The organism is Halorientalis litorea (assembly GCF_023028225.1).
In the GTDB taxonomy this organism is placed as follows: Archaea; Halobacteriota; Halobacteria; order Halobacteriales; family Haloarculaceae; genus Halorientalis; species Halorientalis litorea.
The window spans coordinates 26,485-40,155 of the sequence record NZ_CP095484.1; the positions used below are offsets into that span (position 1 = coordinate 26,485).

Genomic DNA, 13,671 nt, shown 5'->3' on the forward strand with positions numbered 1-13,671 from the left:
GCTCAGTCCTTTCTGCCCCAGACAAACCACAACTAGTCTCGATGTAGCGGAGGTAAGTCCCGAAAGAAGAGCGTCCTGCCCGCACTTCCCGCCGCAGAATCAGGCGTCGATGATTCGATCGGGCTCGATTCGTGACAACCGCATCGCGTTCCCGGTGACGCCGAGGCTCATCCCCATATCTCCGACAACGACTGCCAGCGCAACGCTGACCAGGCCCAGCGGCACGCCTAACGCGAGCAGAAGCTTCACGCCGAGGCTCGCCCAGATGTTCTGCCGGATCACGCCGTTGGCCGTATGCGACAGGTCGTACAGGTACGGGAGTTTCCCGATGTCGTCGCCCATCAACGCAATATCAGCCGTTTCGAGGGCGGTGTCGGTGCCCGCCGCGCCCATCGCGATGCCGACCTCCGCAGTGGCCAGCGCGGGGGCGTCATTGATGCCGTCGCCGACCATCGCGACCTCCCCGTACTCCGCCTGTAACTCCTCGACTGCGTCGACCTTCTCGTCGGGTAGGAGTTCGGCGCGATATTCATCGACACCGACCTGCTCGGCGATGGCGCGGGCGGTGCCCTCGTTGTCCCCGGTCAGCATCACCACGCGCTCGACGCCCAGCTCGTGCAGGCGTTCGACAGCCCGCTTCGAGGCCGGGCGCACCTCGTCGGCGATGGCGATTGCACCCAGCAGTTCCGACTCCGTCCCGACGATAACGACCGTCTTGCCCTCCCGCTCCAGTGAGGTGAGCGCGTCCTCGGCGAACGCCCCGTCGTCGGCCTCGGTCGCCTCTTCCGCCACGACGCCGCCGTCTGTCTCGCGGCGTGCTCGAGCGAGGTCGAAGCCCAGCTCCTCGAAGAGCGCGGGCTTGCCCGCATAGTACGTCTCGCCGTCGATCTCGCCCCGGATGCCCTTCCCCGTGAGGCTCTCGAAGCCACTCGGGTCGGGCAGGTCGCCCACGCCCGCCTCCTCAGCACGGGCGAGAATCGCCGCAGCGATGGGGTGCTCACTGCGCCGCTCCAGCCCGGCGGCGCGACGGAGCAGATCATCCTCAGTGGTGTCGCCGACCGGGACGACATCGGTGACGGCGAGTTCGCCCTTCGTGAGCGTCCCCGTCTTGTCGAGCGCGACGGCATCGACTTCGCCCATCGCTTCGAGGTAGTTGCCGCCCTTGATCAGGACGCCGTTCTTCGCGGCGCTGGTGATGCCCGACACCACCGAGACGGGTGTGGAGATGACGAACGCACAGGGGCAGGCGATTACCAGCAGGGTGAGCCCGCGGATGAACCAGGTCTGCCAGTCGCCGGCGAAAGTGAACCCGTACCCGGCCACGTCCACCGAGATGGGGTCGGCGATAACCAGCGGCGGGATAGCGGCGGTCAGGATTGCCAGCACGACGACGAGGGGTGTGTAGTAGCCGGAGAAGCGGTCGACGAACTGCTCAGACTCGGTCTTCTTCGCCTGTGCGCCCTGTACCATCTCGATGATGCGCGAGAGCGTCGAATCGCCAGCGGTCGAGGTGACCTCTACCTCGAGGTACCCCTCTTCGTTGATCGCGCCGGCGTAGACCTCGTCGCCGGCAGTCTTGTCGACGGGGACGCTCTCGCCCGTGATCGGCGACTGGTCGACTGCACTCTCGCCGTCGATGACCGTTCCGTCGAGCGGAATCTTGTCGCCGGGGCGGACGACGACGGTCTCGCCAACGTCGACCTCCTCGGCGGGAACGGTCACTTCCTCACCATCGCGAAGGACGGTCGCCTCGTCGGGCGAGAGTTCCATCAGCTCGCGCAGGGAGTCCCGTGCCCTGTCCATCGCGTAGTCCTCGAGCAGCTCGGCGATGCTGAATAGGACGGCCAGCGTGGCGGCCTCGACGAAGTAGCCGATACCGGTCGCCGCGATGATCGCCGTCCCCATCAGCAGGTCGATGTCGAGGCTTCGGTTCTTCGCGGAGTAGTACCCGCTACGGACGACGGGGATGCCGCTGGCGGCGACGGCGCCGAGGAACAGGACATCTGCGATGTGGAGCGGGTACTCGAGGACGCTCGCCACCGTGACGTTCTGTCCGGTGAGGAGGAATTCGAAGAGGAGGCCGAGCGTGACGAACGCCGCGCCGAGCCACGTCTTCTTCGCGCGAGGACTCGTCCAGACCTCCGATGGTGGCGCGATGTCGACGCCGTCGGTCGCCTGGTTGTCCTCATCATCGCCCTCAGCGTCCGAGCCCCCGACGACCTCGTAGCCGGCGCCTTCAATCGCCTTGATTACGTCGGCTTCGCTAGTCCGATCAGGGTCGTACGTGACGTTGGCCGTGCCGGTGGTCGGCTGGAGCGTGGCGTCAGTAATGCCGTCGACACGCTGGAGGCTCTTGTCCACCTTTTGGGCGCAAGAGGGACAGTCCATCTCGGGAACGGCGAGGCGGGCGGTCAGCTCACGTCGCTGTCCGCCGCCGCTCGTTTCTCCTGCTGCGTCCGGATTCTCTGTCATTACCTCACGGTAGGAGTGGGAGTTCCATATGTCTTTGTTGGAATATTCCAACTGCGGCCCTCAGTGCGATGCCAGCCGTTCTTCCGCTACCCGCTCGCCGGCGACATGTTGCTTCGCCAAATGTTCTTCCGCCCGACGGAGTCGGTAGGTGAGTGTTGACCGTGGCACGTCGAGATGCTCGGCGAGTTCGCCGACGTCGACCTCGCGGGGTGACTCGTAGTAGCCGTGTTCGACAGCGGCCTGGAGTGCGGCCTCCTGTGCTGGCGGCAGGCCGCTCGGTGTCCCGTCGCCTCCCCCAGCTGATGTCGTCGTATCCGCGGTGCGGAGCATCTCCATCTGGGCGCATTCCCCGACGGCAACCCCGAGGGAATCGAAGAACGCCGCCACATCGCCCTCGTCGGAGTGAATGAGCCGCCACGTGTAGTGGCGGCCCTCGTGACGGGTCTCGAACAGCACACCGTCGCCGAGGTGGTCGCGGGCGATGTGGGGGACTGAGGCACAGGCAGGGGTCCGCTCCCAGTCGGAGTAGAGGATGAGCGTGTCGTCCGTGCGGTCGAGGACACGGGTGGTCTGGGTTGCGCCGCAGTCCTCGGTGGCGAGACAGTCGGCGTAGTAGTCGCTGTTGCGAAACGCGTCCTCGATGGCGTCGAGTGCGTCCGGAGTGCCGGTGGCATGGTCGACTCGCCAGAGCTGGTCGGCAGTGGCGTGCAGCGAGAGTGAACGAACGCGAGCGTCGGGGTGGTCTGCGAGGGCGTCCGCCACCCTGTTGCAGCCGGGCTCGTATTCGAGAGCGAAGACGAGTTCGCGCATACCCCGACTAAGGCCTGCCACGACATAACCCATGGCTTGGGGCGATGTCTACTGGCGGGTATCAGATCACGTCGTCCGGGTCGTGAACCTCCTGCATTCGCTGTGCTTCGGCCGCGTATTGCTCCTGGAGGTCGGGGTCATCGACCATGCCAAGATTGCCGGGTTCAGCATCGACTGCTGCTGTCGTATCTCGGACGTCGGTGAAGGACGTGAGTGCGCGTTCCTTCCGATAGTACTGTTCTCCATCGGGTGTTGCGTAGGTGAGGATGATCAGGTTCTGCTCGTCATCGGAGTACGTCCGTTCGACAAGCCAAACACGAACGTCATCTTCAGACTGATTTGACATACTTAGACGTCCCCCGATATCCACTAAGGGATTGGTGTTACGGCTTGCCGAGACTCGCTGTCTCGAAGGGTGATTCTCCGGTCGGAATGAGCAGCTCCTGTCGGTCTCCGACCCGCTCAGCGAGCTTCCGTTTCAGATACTGTATCGCCGTTGACGGCGTGAAGACGCCCTTATCGAGCATGTCGCCGACGACGTCTTTGAGGGCCGCGAACTGTCCCTGTAGGTGGCCGTCGCCGACCGGCTTGCCGTCGTACCAGCGCACCGTCGCGAGCGCGCCGTTCCCGACGGTCTCTCCCTGTTCGACCGTCTCCGAGTCGTACTGCAGCCCGAACCACAGCGTCCGATAGGCGGTCACCTCGAAGGTGGGTGACACCACGAAGATCGCCTCGTGGTGGAGATAGTCGAGGTGGTCCGCGACGATCTCGTCGAGGGTGAGCCCGGTGGCACGGGACTTCGGCTTGACGACCGACGACGGACGATCCTCGCCGGCGAGGTAGCCGTCGACGCCATCTGCTTCGAGGCCATCGGCCAGTTCCGCCAGCAGCTGTTTCGCCCACTTCGAGTCGGTGTCGTCGCCACCGAACGGTGTTTCGGCCGAGATTCGGTGCTTGAGCTTGAGATTCGCTGCACCCCAATGAGAGTAGTGGAGCGTGTACTGTCCGTCTGTGCGTTCGTACGCAACGAGTGCGCGGTGGCCCATTGAACAATCTCCTTGCAGGACGACCCACGACTGGATCGCCCCGCACCCCTCCCGGGGGACGAACAACGCTACTCGTCGATCGGGTCGGGGGAACTGAGGTCCGCGTGGAGGACTTCGCCGTCGCGAACGACGTACCGTTTCGCCAGCACGGGAAACCGGCACTTGGTAAATCCGGCTGTCTGGATGTCGAATTCTTCGTTCGGTTCGAGATACTCCGCGAGCGACCGGAGGAACTCGTGAGTGACGATGCCACCGTCGTAGTCAGGAAGACCGTTCTCACGGGCCTCGTACACTTCGAAGCTGTCGTAGCCCCAGATAACGAGTTCGCCGTCGTCGTCCACTTCCCAGTTGAGCGTCCCGAAGCAGTGGTTCTCACAGAGCTCGCGGACTGCCTGTGGATCCGATACGAGCGCGCCGGTCGATGTCGTTGCGGCTTGCAATGTTGCCATGGATTGTTCTCGGGAGCGGTCTCGCGCCCCCGCACCCTTTCAGGGGGCGAGCAACTGCTCACGCTGTGACGGCCACATGACGTTGCGCTGCCGATGCGTCGAGCTGTCAGGATTCTCTGTTGATGTCACCGTCCCTCGTCGTATTCGGTTGGGTGAGAAAATCTACCTGCTCGAGGAGCGTCGTCGCGGTGCTAATTCGCTCTCGATCAGCGGGCTCCAATTGGTCGCTGTCGATACTGGTGAGGCTACTGAGCGCGCGGTGGAGTCGATAGCCGGGGGTGTCTCGTGGATCCATGTGTGCGCCTCCGCCAATTCTCGGCGCCGAAAAACACCGGCGGGCAGTCAGCAGGTGTGGTATCGTCGGGTGGTCGCGAGCTGGCTTCTGTTAACCAACAACTCCGAGCCGACACCAGAATTGTTGGTTAATTTGACGTCGTCTTTACTGATCGGCTTCGGGTTCGGGCCCGTAGCGTGGCGTGCCGCACCGCTGACAGCCCCACATTGGCTGCCCGGTCCACTCGTCATCGGGGACAGCCTCGAATTCGCGGAATCGATGCTTAGTCTCCCGATCACACTCTCGACACTCGAGGTGAGTTCTGTTTGGGCGCTCGCGTCGTGGCTGTTCGGTATCGGTCTTGTCAACGGATTTCTGGAGCGCAATCGCTGGCACCAGCCAGAGGTCGTTGTCTGCGTCCTCACGTAGGCTTGCAAGACGAGCTTCGGTGCGAACCTCGCTCCCGGTTTCGTCGTAGAGGAACGTCGTGTGCTCGCCGTCGTGACAGGACTGCGTCGTCTCTGTCCACGCCGTCCGCTCACGAGCAGCCGCGAGCAGCTGATTACCACATTCAGACGTGACCCGTGTCGCCGAGGGGAGCGAGGGCCACTGATCGACAAGCCGTGGGGCCGGTTCCTCGTCGAGATCATAGATTAGCTTGCAGTCATCGACTACTGGGTCATCGTCTGCCTTCGCGAGGAGGGTGGCCGCAGCAGATCCCTTCCCGACGGCGCCGTAGAACGTCGACGCCTCAACGACTATGTGGATGATATGGAGGAGAGTCTGTTCGGCAGTCGATGTGTCCTGATCGTCGGCTGCTTCGAGATGGTTCGTGAGACAGAACCGGCACTTCGACTGGCCAGCGGGGATCGACGCTCCACAGGAATCGCACTCGGTCTCACCTTCTGTCGGGTCGTCTGGATAGCCCGCGTCGACGCCACCAGAGCGTTGCCGCCGGGGCTCGCCACTACTACTGGCGAGTTGATCGTCGGGAACGTGGGTCGCTTCGCCGAGCGGTCGGAGGGCTTCGTAGTCGGCGTACTGGTCGGTCATAGAGTGATCTGGCCGTATCATGCTTCGTCTTCGGGTTTAAATAATGGCTCTCACATCAATCAGCCTACAGACATACAATCGAAAATCAGCAGTGTGGGCGTTAGACAGCCAGTTCGTCCAGTGTGTCGCGGTGGGTCCGCACGGTGACCACCGAGACGTTCGCAACGTCAGCGACGTCCGACTGGGTGAGCCATTGCCCGTCTTCGCGTCCGGCTTTGTACAGACAGGCTGCAGCGAACCCGGACGGCCGAACCCCGGTGGTTGCCCCAGTCGATTCGGATGCTTCCGCCAACTGCCGAGCCCGCTGCCGGATTTGATCGGAGACGTCGAGCTCCGAGGCCAACCGCGGAACGAACGCACTGGGCGTCACGGGTTGGGCTGGCAGGCCAAGTTCCGTATTCAGCGTCGTGTATGCGTTCGTCACCCGCGATTGCTCGACGCGCGCCGACTCGGTGATGTCGTCGAGCGTTCGTGGTCGCCCGTTACACCGACACGCTCCGTAGACACTCGCGGCGGCCATCGCCTCAATCGACCGGCCCTGCAGGAGTTCCTCGTTCTGAGCGCTGCGGAAGAGCTGGCAGGCCTGGTCACGGATCGTCTCGGATAGTTCGAGCGTACTACTGATCCGGCGGACTTCACTAAGCCCGTGTGCGAGGTTGCGTTCGGCTTTCGACTGAAACCGCCCACGCGTCTGTTCACGGCGCATCCGAGCGAGCCGCCGTCGCTTCTGTCCTGAGAGTTCGTTCCCGTTCGCATCGGTCCCGTGGCCGATCTCCGTCGACAACCCACGATCGTGCCGCGCCGCTGTCAACGGAGCACCCGTGCGCTCCCGTTCGTCTTCGTCGAACCCTCGCCACTCTGGCCCGTGGTCGATCCGCTGCTCGTCGACGACGAGTCCACAGTCCTCGCAGACGGTTTCAACCGCGTTGGTTGTAACTTGCCCGTTACACTCGGGACACTGCGTAGCATTCGAGTCGGTCTGGACGTCTTCGTCGAACGTCGTTTCGTAGATCTCTCTGGTTGCCATGGATACTCACGAGGGGACTCACGCGGATCGCGTCTCTCGGAGTGCCCCTCACCCATCAGGGGCACATACACACCACACGGAACAGCGCTGACACTGGAGGGCTGCGGTGGCGAAAGCCCGGCCGCGAAACGGCGCGTGAGCGCCGTGAGCAGCCCGGACCGTGGAGGTGGTGGGAGGTGGCGGTGACCGCGTACACACCAGCAAAAAAGGGGTGCGCCGACCGGCTATTCCCACCACCGACCGCGCTCAGGGAACATAATGGTGCTCCACCCAGTGACAGCCAGTGAGACGCGCCCCTCGTACCAGTTCCGGGCTACCTTGTGAATACGCACCTGCTCGCCCTCTTCAATCCACGGCGCATCTGATTTCTCCCAGATCGTCACCTTCGTTTTTCCACTGTCGTCTGCGATCAGCCCGACTTGAGCGATGGCCGGCGAGTCCGCATCCCAGAGTACTTCGACTCGACCCTCGATGCTCACCTCTTTGCGATTGACGTCCTCGAGCTTCCCAATGGGGATCACCGTCCCAGGCGCCGTCTGCAACTCCTCGAACATCCCGACGACTGCACTCGTTAGGTCTTTCCCACCGACGACGGCTTCACCCAACCGCCGGCCAATCGCTGCTCGCGACCAGCCATCCAGTTTTTCCGCCAACCGCATCGACTGCTTGTTCACCGCCGCCAACTGCTCCTGCGTGAGCTCTGCACGAGGATCGTCTCGCTCCGGGTCAGCCATCGGATTCACGCTCGCTGCCCGCTTCTGGAACTTCACACGCCGCTCAGCGCTTCGCTTCGCTGCGATGTCTCGCGTCCGCTTCGCACGCCCCTCCTGCTGACTGAGTTCTGCCTGGGCACTGATGTGTTCCAACTCGGCCTCTCGTGCCTTGATGCGCTCTTCCTGTTCGAGGGTCTTCCCGAACAGGTGATCCGGGCCTTCCTCGACGCGCGCGTCTGGGTGGTTGGAATCGACTTTGGCCTGGACTTCCATGTCGACCGTCGCCCGGAACTCCGGGGTCTCGTCGACGACTTCGAAGCCATCCTCGTCGACCTCGCCTTCATCGTGTTTCTCGAAAGCCTGTTCATCGACCGAAACTACATCCGTGGTGACGTTGTTACTAGACATTGGAATCTACCCTGATTCCTGAAGGCGCTCAGCGCCCGACACCGCGATGCTACAACATCGCGGATTTCCTCGACGACAACGACCGACAGACTCGTCTGCGCGCTCTCGCTCGCGCCTTCGCGAGCGCCCCTTGGGGCGCGAGCGAGAGCGCGCCATAGGGAGGCCACTCAACCAGCACCGCGCGCCGACCCGCCCGGAGCGAGCGGCCAGCGGGATATGCCCGCTCGTGTCCGGCCCGATGTGCGGGTCCGTGTCCAGGGCGACTGTCGCCGAGAACGCGCGCCGCGGTGTGGCGCGCGACAGCGCAGGCGGCACCAAGCGCTGGAACGCGAAAGCCCGCAAGGGGCGCAACCGACGGGGATACCCGCTGGCGCCGAGGGCACATGCATTTTAGCCCGGAACGGGCGCGGGCGGTGCGGAGAGCGCCCGCACGCCCGGAATGGTCGGTCGCGAGCGACGCGGAGGGCGGAACGCGGCGAGCGGTGCGGGCCATAACGGACACACCTGTCCACCCAGCCGCGACACTCAGCGACCCAACTACTGCCCTGGCGGACTCAGAAAGGGCGAGGCCGCCTCGGTCACCGGGAGAGCCTGCTCTCCCGAGCTAACGGGCGGCGCGCCGCCCGTGAACGGCCGAGGGCCTTCATCGTGTTGCTCACCCAGCAACTTCAGCTGAGTCAGTCATACTCGTTGCGAGATAGCGAAGTTATTTAAATATCGGTTCGTATCTACGCAACAGATGCTTACCGAAGGCGAGGTTCGCGCGCTCACCGTCCTTCACGGTGAACAGACAGTCTCCGAATTTGCGACCCAGCTGGACCGCAGTCTCAGCTACACGTCTGAACTTGTCGATCGTCTCGAAGCGACCGGACTCGTCGAGACGCGTCGACAAGGGAAAACAAAGCAGATCCGGCCATCGGACGCAAAAGCACTCGAACTCCTCGCAGACATCACCCAAGAGTATTCGCACATCGAATGGCCTGAACTGTTGTCGGGCGCGACGTTCCGCGTTCTCTACTATCTTGAAACACCGCGGGTCGTAATGGAGCTCGCACGCCGGGCCAACATTCACAGGAGTACCGTCCATCGCGCCCTCGATCCACTTCAGCATCGAGGGATCATCTACGAAACTGACGAGGATGCATATGTGCTGAACGAGGGATTCGAACAACTGAGTACGCTTGCTCGGGAACTCGTTCACCACGACCATCGCCAGACCGTCGAACAACACACCGACACCTACACGATTCTCTGGGAGTCACTCGACGAGTTCCTCGTCCAGACCGCAGATGAGATTACCGCCGAGGACTTCCTTTCGACGGGGCCAGAGCGTTTCCAGACCTACGACCTGCCCCTTCTGGCCCGCGACCGTCGGTACTATTTCCATTCAGAGACGATGAATGATCTCTCGCCGGCGATGCTGTGCTGTCATATGCTCGTGATCGATTCGGGCGCACGTACCCAGTCATACTGTCTGCTCCTGCTCAGCCACGTTGACGTCGACCGTGACGAACTGCGTGACCAGGCCACAAAGTACGGCGTCGACGATCTCGTCGAGGACTTGCTCACGTATCTCGACACGAGTGGCGAGGAGCGGGCATCTCGACTTCCCGAGTGGGAGGAGTTCCAAGAATTGGCTGCGGACTACGGGGTGTCAGCATGAGGGCGCGATTCGACAGTTCGTACATTCGGTCGGAACTCGAGCGCATCGGCGAGCAGCTAGACGACCCGCTCACTGTCTTCTTGATCGGCGGTGGGGCAATGGCGTTCCAGGATCTCAAGACCACTACCAAGGATATCGATCTCATCGTCGCATCCGGTGATGACCTCGGGCAGCTCCAAGCAGTACTGCTCGAACTTGGTTACAATATCGTTCGGGAACCGGACGAAGAATACGAAGCGCTCGGTGCTCAGCGAATCCTCGAGAACGATGATGGGTGTCGAATCGACATCTTTCACCAGCAGGTAATCGATAAACTGGTTCTTTCTGACGGGATTCGGAAGCGCAGCGAGCGGTACCTCAACCCCAGCAACTTGGTGGTCGAACTCGTGAGCCCAGAGGACATCTTCCTATTCAAGGCGGTCGCCGGACGGGTGGACGATATCGAAGATATGTTTTCGCTGCTGCAGACTGACCTCGATTTCGACGTCGTCGAAGCAGAACTCGCCGCGCAGATCGACCTCTTGGACCAAGAGCTATTCGTGACATACGTGAACGAGGCGTTGGCCGATCTCACCGAGCAACACAACGTGAGGACACCCCTGCATGAGCCGGTCGCGGAGATTACAGAGCGCGTATACGAGGAACTCGAAGTGCTTCACGCCCTCGACGAACCGAAATCTATGCCTGCCCTCCAGCAGGAACTCGATTACACCACGGTTGAACTACAGGATATCGTGAGTCGTCTCGAGGAGAAAGACGCAATCAAGGGAACCGCTGATCGCATCGAGCGTCTTTCGACGACGATCTGACGGCGAGGGATACCGGAATCTGTGGTGTAATGCCAAGCGGTGCGGCTTATTGGATACTTTCCCTATCCCTGGATAGGAGACCCCCCCATTAGTCGCGGTCAAGCGCGACGTCGACTTCGTCAACGAGGTCCTCCATGGAAACGGTGTAAGCGTCGGCAACATGTCTCACTCAACGAGATGCTCATCGAGGTCGTGCGTCCAGTACGTCGCGGGCCCGCCAGGACTACATCGCGCACACAGCTGCAGCGGCCCCTCGAGATGGCCGAGTTCCACACGGAAACGCGTGAGCGCCGCGAGGGCGTCGACGACGAGACCACAGCCATCGCAGGCGTAGCGATCGCGCTCGTCGGGATCCGGATCCATCTGGATCGCGCAGTCGACGCAGATAGGGTGGGTGACCCGCTCATCTTCCCCCCAGGTGTGGGCCTCGCCAGTCTCGGTGCTGGGCGGAGCGTCGCAGAACGCACACCCTGTAAGCGTCTGCTGCATTACTCCGCCTCCGCGTCGGCGTCGCGGCCGGCCGTCCAGCCACGGTGGAAGACGGCCAATTGCGTCGTCGAGTCGAAGGTAGTAACACTCGGCTCGTGAACGAGAACGCGATCCTCGGGAACGGGTGTGACGACGTCCGCGTCGATGAGGTCGTCGACTAGGCTGCGGGCCGTTGCGTCGTCGACGTCCGCGGTCGCGACGCTCGCGGCGTCACGGTCCTGTGCGAGGAGTTCGGTTTCGCGCTGTTCGTGGTCGGCACTCGTGTCGTCGTGAGGATCGGGACCAACCATGGTGAATCACGCCGCGCACGCTCTCGCGCGCTGCACGCCTCCCGGCGCCGATAAACAGCCCAGTCGGAGGGCGTCAGTCCGACCCTGGGTCGCGGTACTCGAAAACGGCAACGTCGCGGAGGGATAGGGCGGTGGGCGTGGGTTGAGGGCATAAATTCTGGCAACGTCATTAACCAACACTTCGACAGAACTGGTCCCGAGTGTTGGTTAAGAGTGTGGCCTATGGAGTCCGGAGTTCCTGAACCGGCTTCACGGTGAACGTGTCCGGCTCGCTGGCTGCTGCTTCTCGTGTGCGTTCCGCTTGTGAGGCTGCCGACCGGGTGAGCTGGGTGACGAGTTCGTCGCGAACGATCTCACGAGGAACGGTTGTCTCGTGCCAGCCCAGCCGGGCGTCGAAGTGCCGCTTTTGGAACTGCTCGCTGACGTCGTCGACGGCGACGTACTGCGTGTGGTTTGTCCCCCGGACCTGGTGGGTGACGACGACTGCCCCCACGTGCTCGTGCGTCAGCTCGATTAGGGCACACTCCACGAGCGCGACGAGCGACGCGTGATCGCGGTCGTTCGGGATCGCCACCTCGAGGTCTGCCCACGGAGCCTCCCCGTCGGAGTTGGTTGCTGCTTGCTGTACCGTCTGCGTTTGGGTCGTACGTTCCGAAGCCATCGTCTATCGGGGGCACGTGATGTACCCCGCCGCCCCCTGGCGGGGGTGACAGACGTGCCGCTGCGGTCGCAACGCTACTTGGACCGACCGCCGAATAACCGACCCAACAGTGAGGATGACTCTGACTCACTACTGTTCTCACTCGTAGTAGCGGCGTGCTCGCCCTGGCACTCCTCCTCCTGGCCACGGGTGGCAAGTTCGTCAGTGAGTCGCTTGACCTCCGCTTCGAGAGCGTCGATGCGCTCGGTTTTCTCCGTGAGTGTCGCCTCGAGCTCGTCGACGCGGTCGCTCAAGATCTGGTTCTTCTCGGCGAGATATGCGCGACTCCGCTCCGAGTCAGCAGCGCCGACGTCTGGCGACGATGTGGCGGGGATCTCGTCCGCGGTATCGTCGCCGGCGTCCGGGTCGTAGAACTCCGAAGTAGTCGCAATTGCTCGCTCGATGGTCTTCTCCCCATACGTCGACCCATCAGCGTAGTGGACCTCGTCCCACTTCTCTCGCATCAATCCCGACTGGCGGAACAGCTGCTCCATTTGGGTCCGGTCACCACCGGTCCAGAACGCCAGCAAACAGCACAGCGCCATGTCGGCCTCGGACTGACTGTCGTAGCCGACCGTATTCCCGTTCCAGAGCCGCTCGAACTTCTCGCCGTTCGATGCGTTTCGCGCTTTCTCGAGGAGGTCATCGTCTTCGAGGTCGACGTCAACGCCGGCTGCACCGGTCGTCGGTGACTCGTCGTCAGCGCTACCACGCTGTTCGGGCTCTGCTGCCGTGTCACGCTCTGTCTCCTGAACGTACTCACGGTGAATCGCTCTGAGCGCGTCCTGTCGACGTGCGACGCACGTTGGTGTCCGCTCGACGTGATCGCCAGTGACGGTGAAAAAGCGTGCCGTGTCGTACAGTTCGATGCTCCCGCGACGGTTCCGCCCGTCGGGAAGTTCGCCCCTGATGAGGACGTGATAGCCGGTGCCGGACGGTGACACCTCCGTATAGGAGTCGAGGCGCTCGATGATGTCTAGTGCCGCGTCGTCGACGTCGCCGGTTTCCGGGTCGCGGCAGTCGTCCAGATCGACGCCGACGATGGGGTCGTCGTCGGTAAACACGAACCCGACGCCATCGGCGTGTGCCGTCTCGGTGTAGTCGAGCGCTGTCTCGAAACTCGCCCAGGTCTCCGACTCTGTTGATGACGCGAACCCCCCACCTCCCGGCGTCACCGGAATCTTCGTCGGCTTGCCGTCCCGCTCTTCTTCGCGCCAGCACACCCACTGGTCCCGTTCGCGTAGCGTCTCCGGAATCTCCTCCGGTTCGTCGATGATATTCTTATTCATGTTCTCACAGTACCTTGCATGGCTCTCACTAATTCTGAGCCAGCACAGAACTCACTCAATTCTACTCCTCGATCCAATCCCTTGGTCCCAACGGGGACCCCCCGTTCTATCCTAGTTGGTTTTCGCTCGGTGATACCCCTGACCAGCTTCGCCGTCTGGTGGTTTTTCCCCTGACCGCT

At 62.6% G+C, this 13,671-nt stretch carries 15 protein-coding genes; 2 read left to right on the top strand and 13 right to left on the bottom strand.

All coding sequences use genetic code 11. The features are described 5' to 3' along the window. Positions 1-99 precede the first annotated feature (99 nt). The 9 genes from MUG95_RS15885 to MUG95_RS15925 form a co-directional block, all read right to left on the bottom strand. Positions 100-2,472 carry a heavy metal translocating P-type ATPase gene (locus MUG95_RS15885; protein WP_015299293.1) on the bottom strand — a complete coding sequence of 791 codons (2,373 nt, stop codon included), beginning with the start codon at positions 2,470-2,472 and terminating at the stop codon, positions 100-102. A 60-nt stretch (positions 2,473-2,532) separates the two neighbouring features. Next, on the bottom strand, positions 2,533-3,282 hold the full coding sequence (locus tag MUG95_RS15890) for a helix-turn-helix domain-containing protein (protein WP_006183449.1): 750 nt from the start codon (positions 3,280-3,282) through the stop codon (positions 2,533-2,535). A 61-nt stretch (positions 3,283-3,343) separates the two neighbouring features. Beyond that, positions 3,344-3,628: a DUF7967 family protein gene (locus MUG95_RS15895; RefSeq protein ID WP_006183450.1), complete on the bottom strand. Its 285-nt coding sequence runs from the start codon at positions 3,626-3,628 to the stop codon at positions 3,344-3,346. Positions 3,629-3,665: 37 nt separating this feature from the next. After that, a complete protein-coding gene (locus tag MUG95_RS15900; protein ID WP_247010700.1) occupies positions 3,666-4,328 on the bottom strand; it encodes a DUF6735 family protein in 663 nt (220 codons plus the stop codon). A 68-nt stretch (positions 4,329-4,396) separates the two neighbouring features. Beyond that, on the bottom strand, positions 4,397-4,777 hold the full coding sequence (locus tag MUG95_RS15905; RefSeq protein WP_006183452.1) for a hypothetical protein: 381 nt from the start codon (positions 4,775-4,777) through the stop codon (positions 4,397-4,399). Between the two features lie 106 nt (positions 4,778-4,883). Continuing rightward, positions 4,884-5,072 carry a DUF8012 family protein gene (locus tag MUG95_RS15910; protein ID WP_096396460.1) on the bottom strand — a complete coding sequence of 63 codons (189 nt, stop codon included), beginning with the start codon at positions 5,070-5,072 and terminating at the stop codon, positions 4,884-4,886. A 144-nt stretch (positions 5,073-5,216) separates the two neighbouring features. Continuing rightward, positions 5,217-6,104 carry a biosurfactant protein 1 gene (locus tag MUG95_RS15915; RefSeq protein WP_096396480.1) on the bottom strand — a complete coding sequence of 296 codons (888 nt, stop codon included), beginning with the start codon at positions 6,102-6,104 and terminating at the stop codon, positions 5,217-5,219. A gap of 100 nt (positions 6,105-6,204) precedes the next feature. Beyond that, entirely contained in the window at positions 6,205-7,131 is a 927-nt protein-coding gene (locus tag MUG95_RS15920; RefSeq protein ID WP_049983730.1) for a transcription initiation factor IIB, read from the bottom strand. 224 nt (positions 7,132-7,355) lie between these two features. Next, positions 7,356-8,252 (bottom strand): DNA-binding protein, encoded by an 897-nt coding sequence (locus tag MUG95_RS15925; protein WP_247010701.1) that lies wholly within the window; start codon positions 8,250-8,252, stop codon positions 7,356-7,358. Positions 8,253-8,991: 739 nt separating this feature from the next. Between MUG95_RS15925 and MUG95_RS15930 the strand changes: the two genes are divergently transcribed. Then, entirely contained in the window at positions 8,992-9,915 is a 924-nt protein-coding gene (locus tag MUG95_RS15930) for a helix-turn-helix domain-containing protein (RefSeq protein WP_247010702.1), read from the top strand. After that, positions 9,912-10,724 (top strand): DUF6036 family nucleotidyltransferase, encoded by an 813-nt coding sequence (locus MUG95_RS15935; RefSeq protein WP_247010703.1) that lies wholly within the window; start codon positions 9,912-9,914, stop codon positions 10,722-10,724. Before MUG95_RS15930 ends, MUG95_RS15935 begins: the two co-directional genes overlap by 4 nt. Before the next feature lie 165 nt (positions 10,725-10,889). Here the strand turns inward: MUG95_RS15935 and MUG95_RS15940 are convergent, their stop codons facing one another. The 4 genes from MUG95_RS15940 to MUG95_RS15955 all read right to left on the bottom strand — a co-directional run bounded on the left by MUG95_RS15940 (position 10,890) and on the right by MUG95_RS15955 (position 13,492). Then, positions 10,890-11,213 (bottom strand): DUF7558 family protein, encoded by a 324-nt coding sequence (locus tag MUG95_RS15940; protein ID WP_247010704.1) that lies wholly within the window; start codon positions 11,211-11,213, stop codon positions 10,890-10,892. Then, a complete protein-coding gene (locus tag MUG95_RS15945) occupies positions 11,213-11,503 on the bottom strand; it encodes a DUF8069 family protein (RefSeq protein WP_157687606.1) in 291 nt (96 codons plus the stop codon). Before MUG95_RS15945 ends, MUG95_RS15940 begins: the two co-directional genes overlap by 1 nt. Before the next feature lie 220 nt (positions 11,504-11,723). After that, positions 11,724-12,164 carry a DUF8030 family protein gene (locus tag MUG95_RS15950; protein ID WP_049983724.1) on the bottom strand — a complete coding sequence of 147 codons (441 nt, stop codon included), beginning with the start codon at positions 12,162-12,164 and terminating at the stop codon, positions 11,724-11,726. A 74-nt stretch (positions 12,165-12,238) separates the two neighbouring features. Then, complete coding sequence (locus MUG95_RS15955) at positions 12,239-13,492, bottom strand: phage NrS-1 polymerase family protein (RefSeq protein ID WP_049983723.1); 1,254 nt, start codon at positions 13,490-13,492, stop codon at positions 12,239-12,241. Positions 13,493-13,671: the final 179 nt, after the last annotated feature.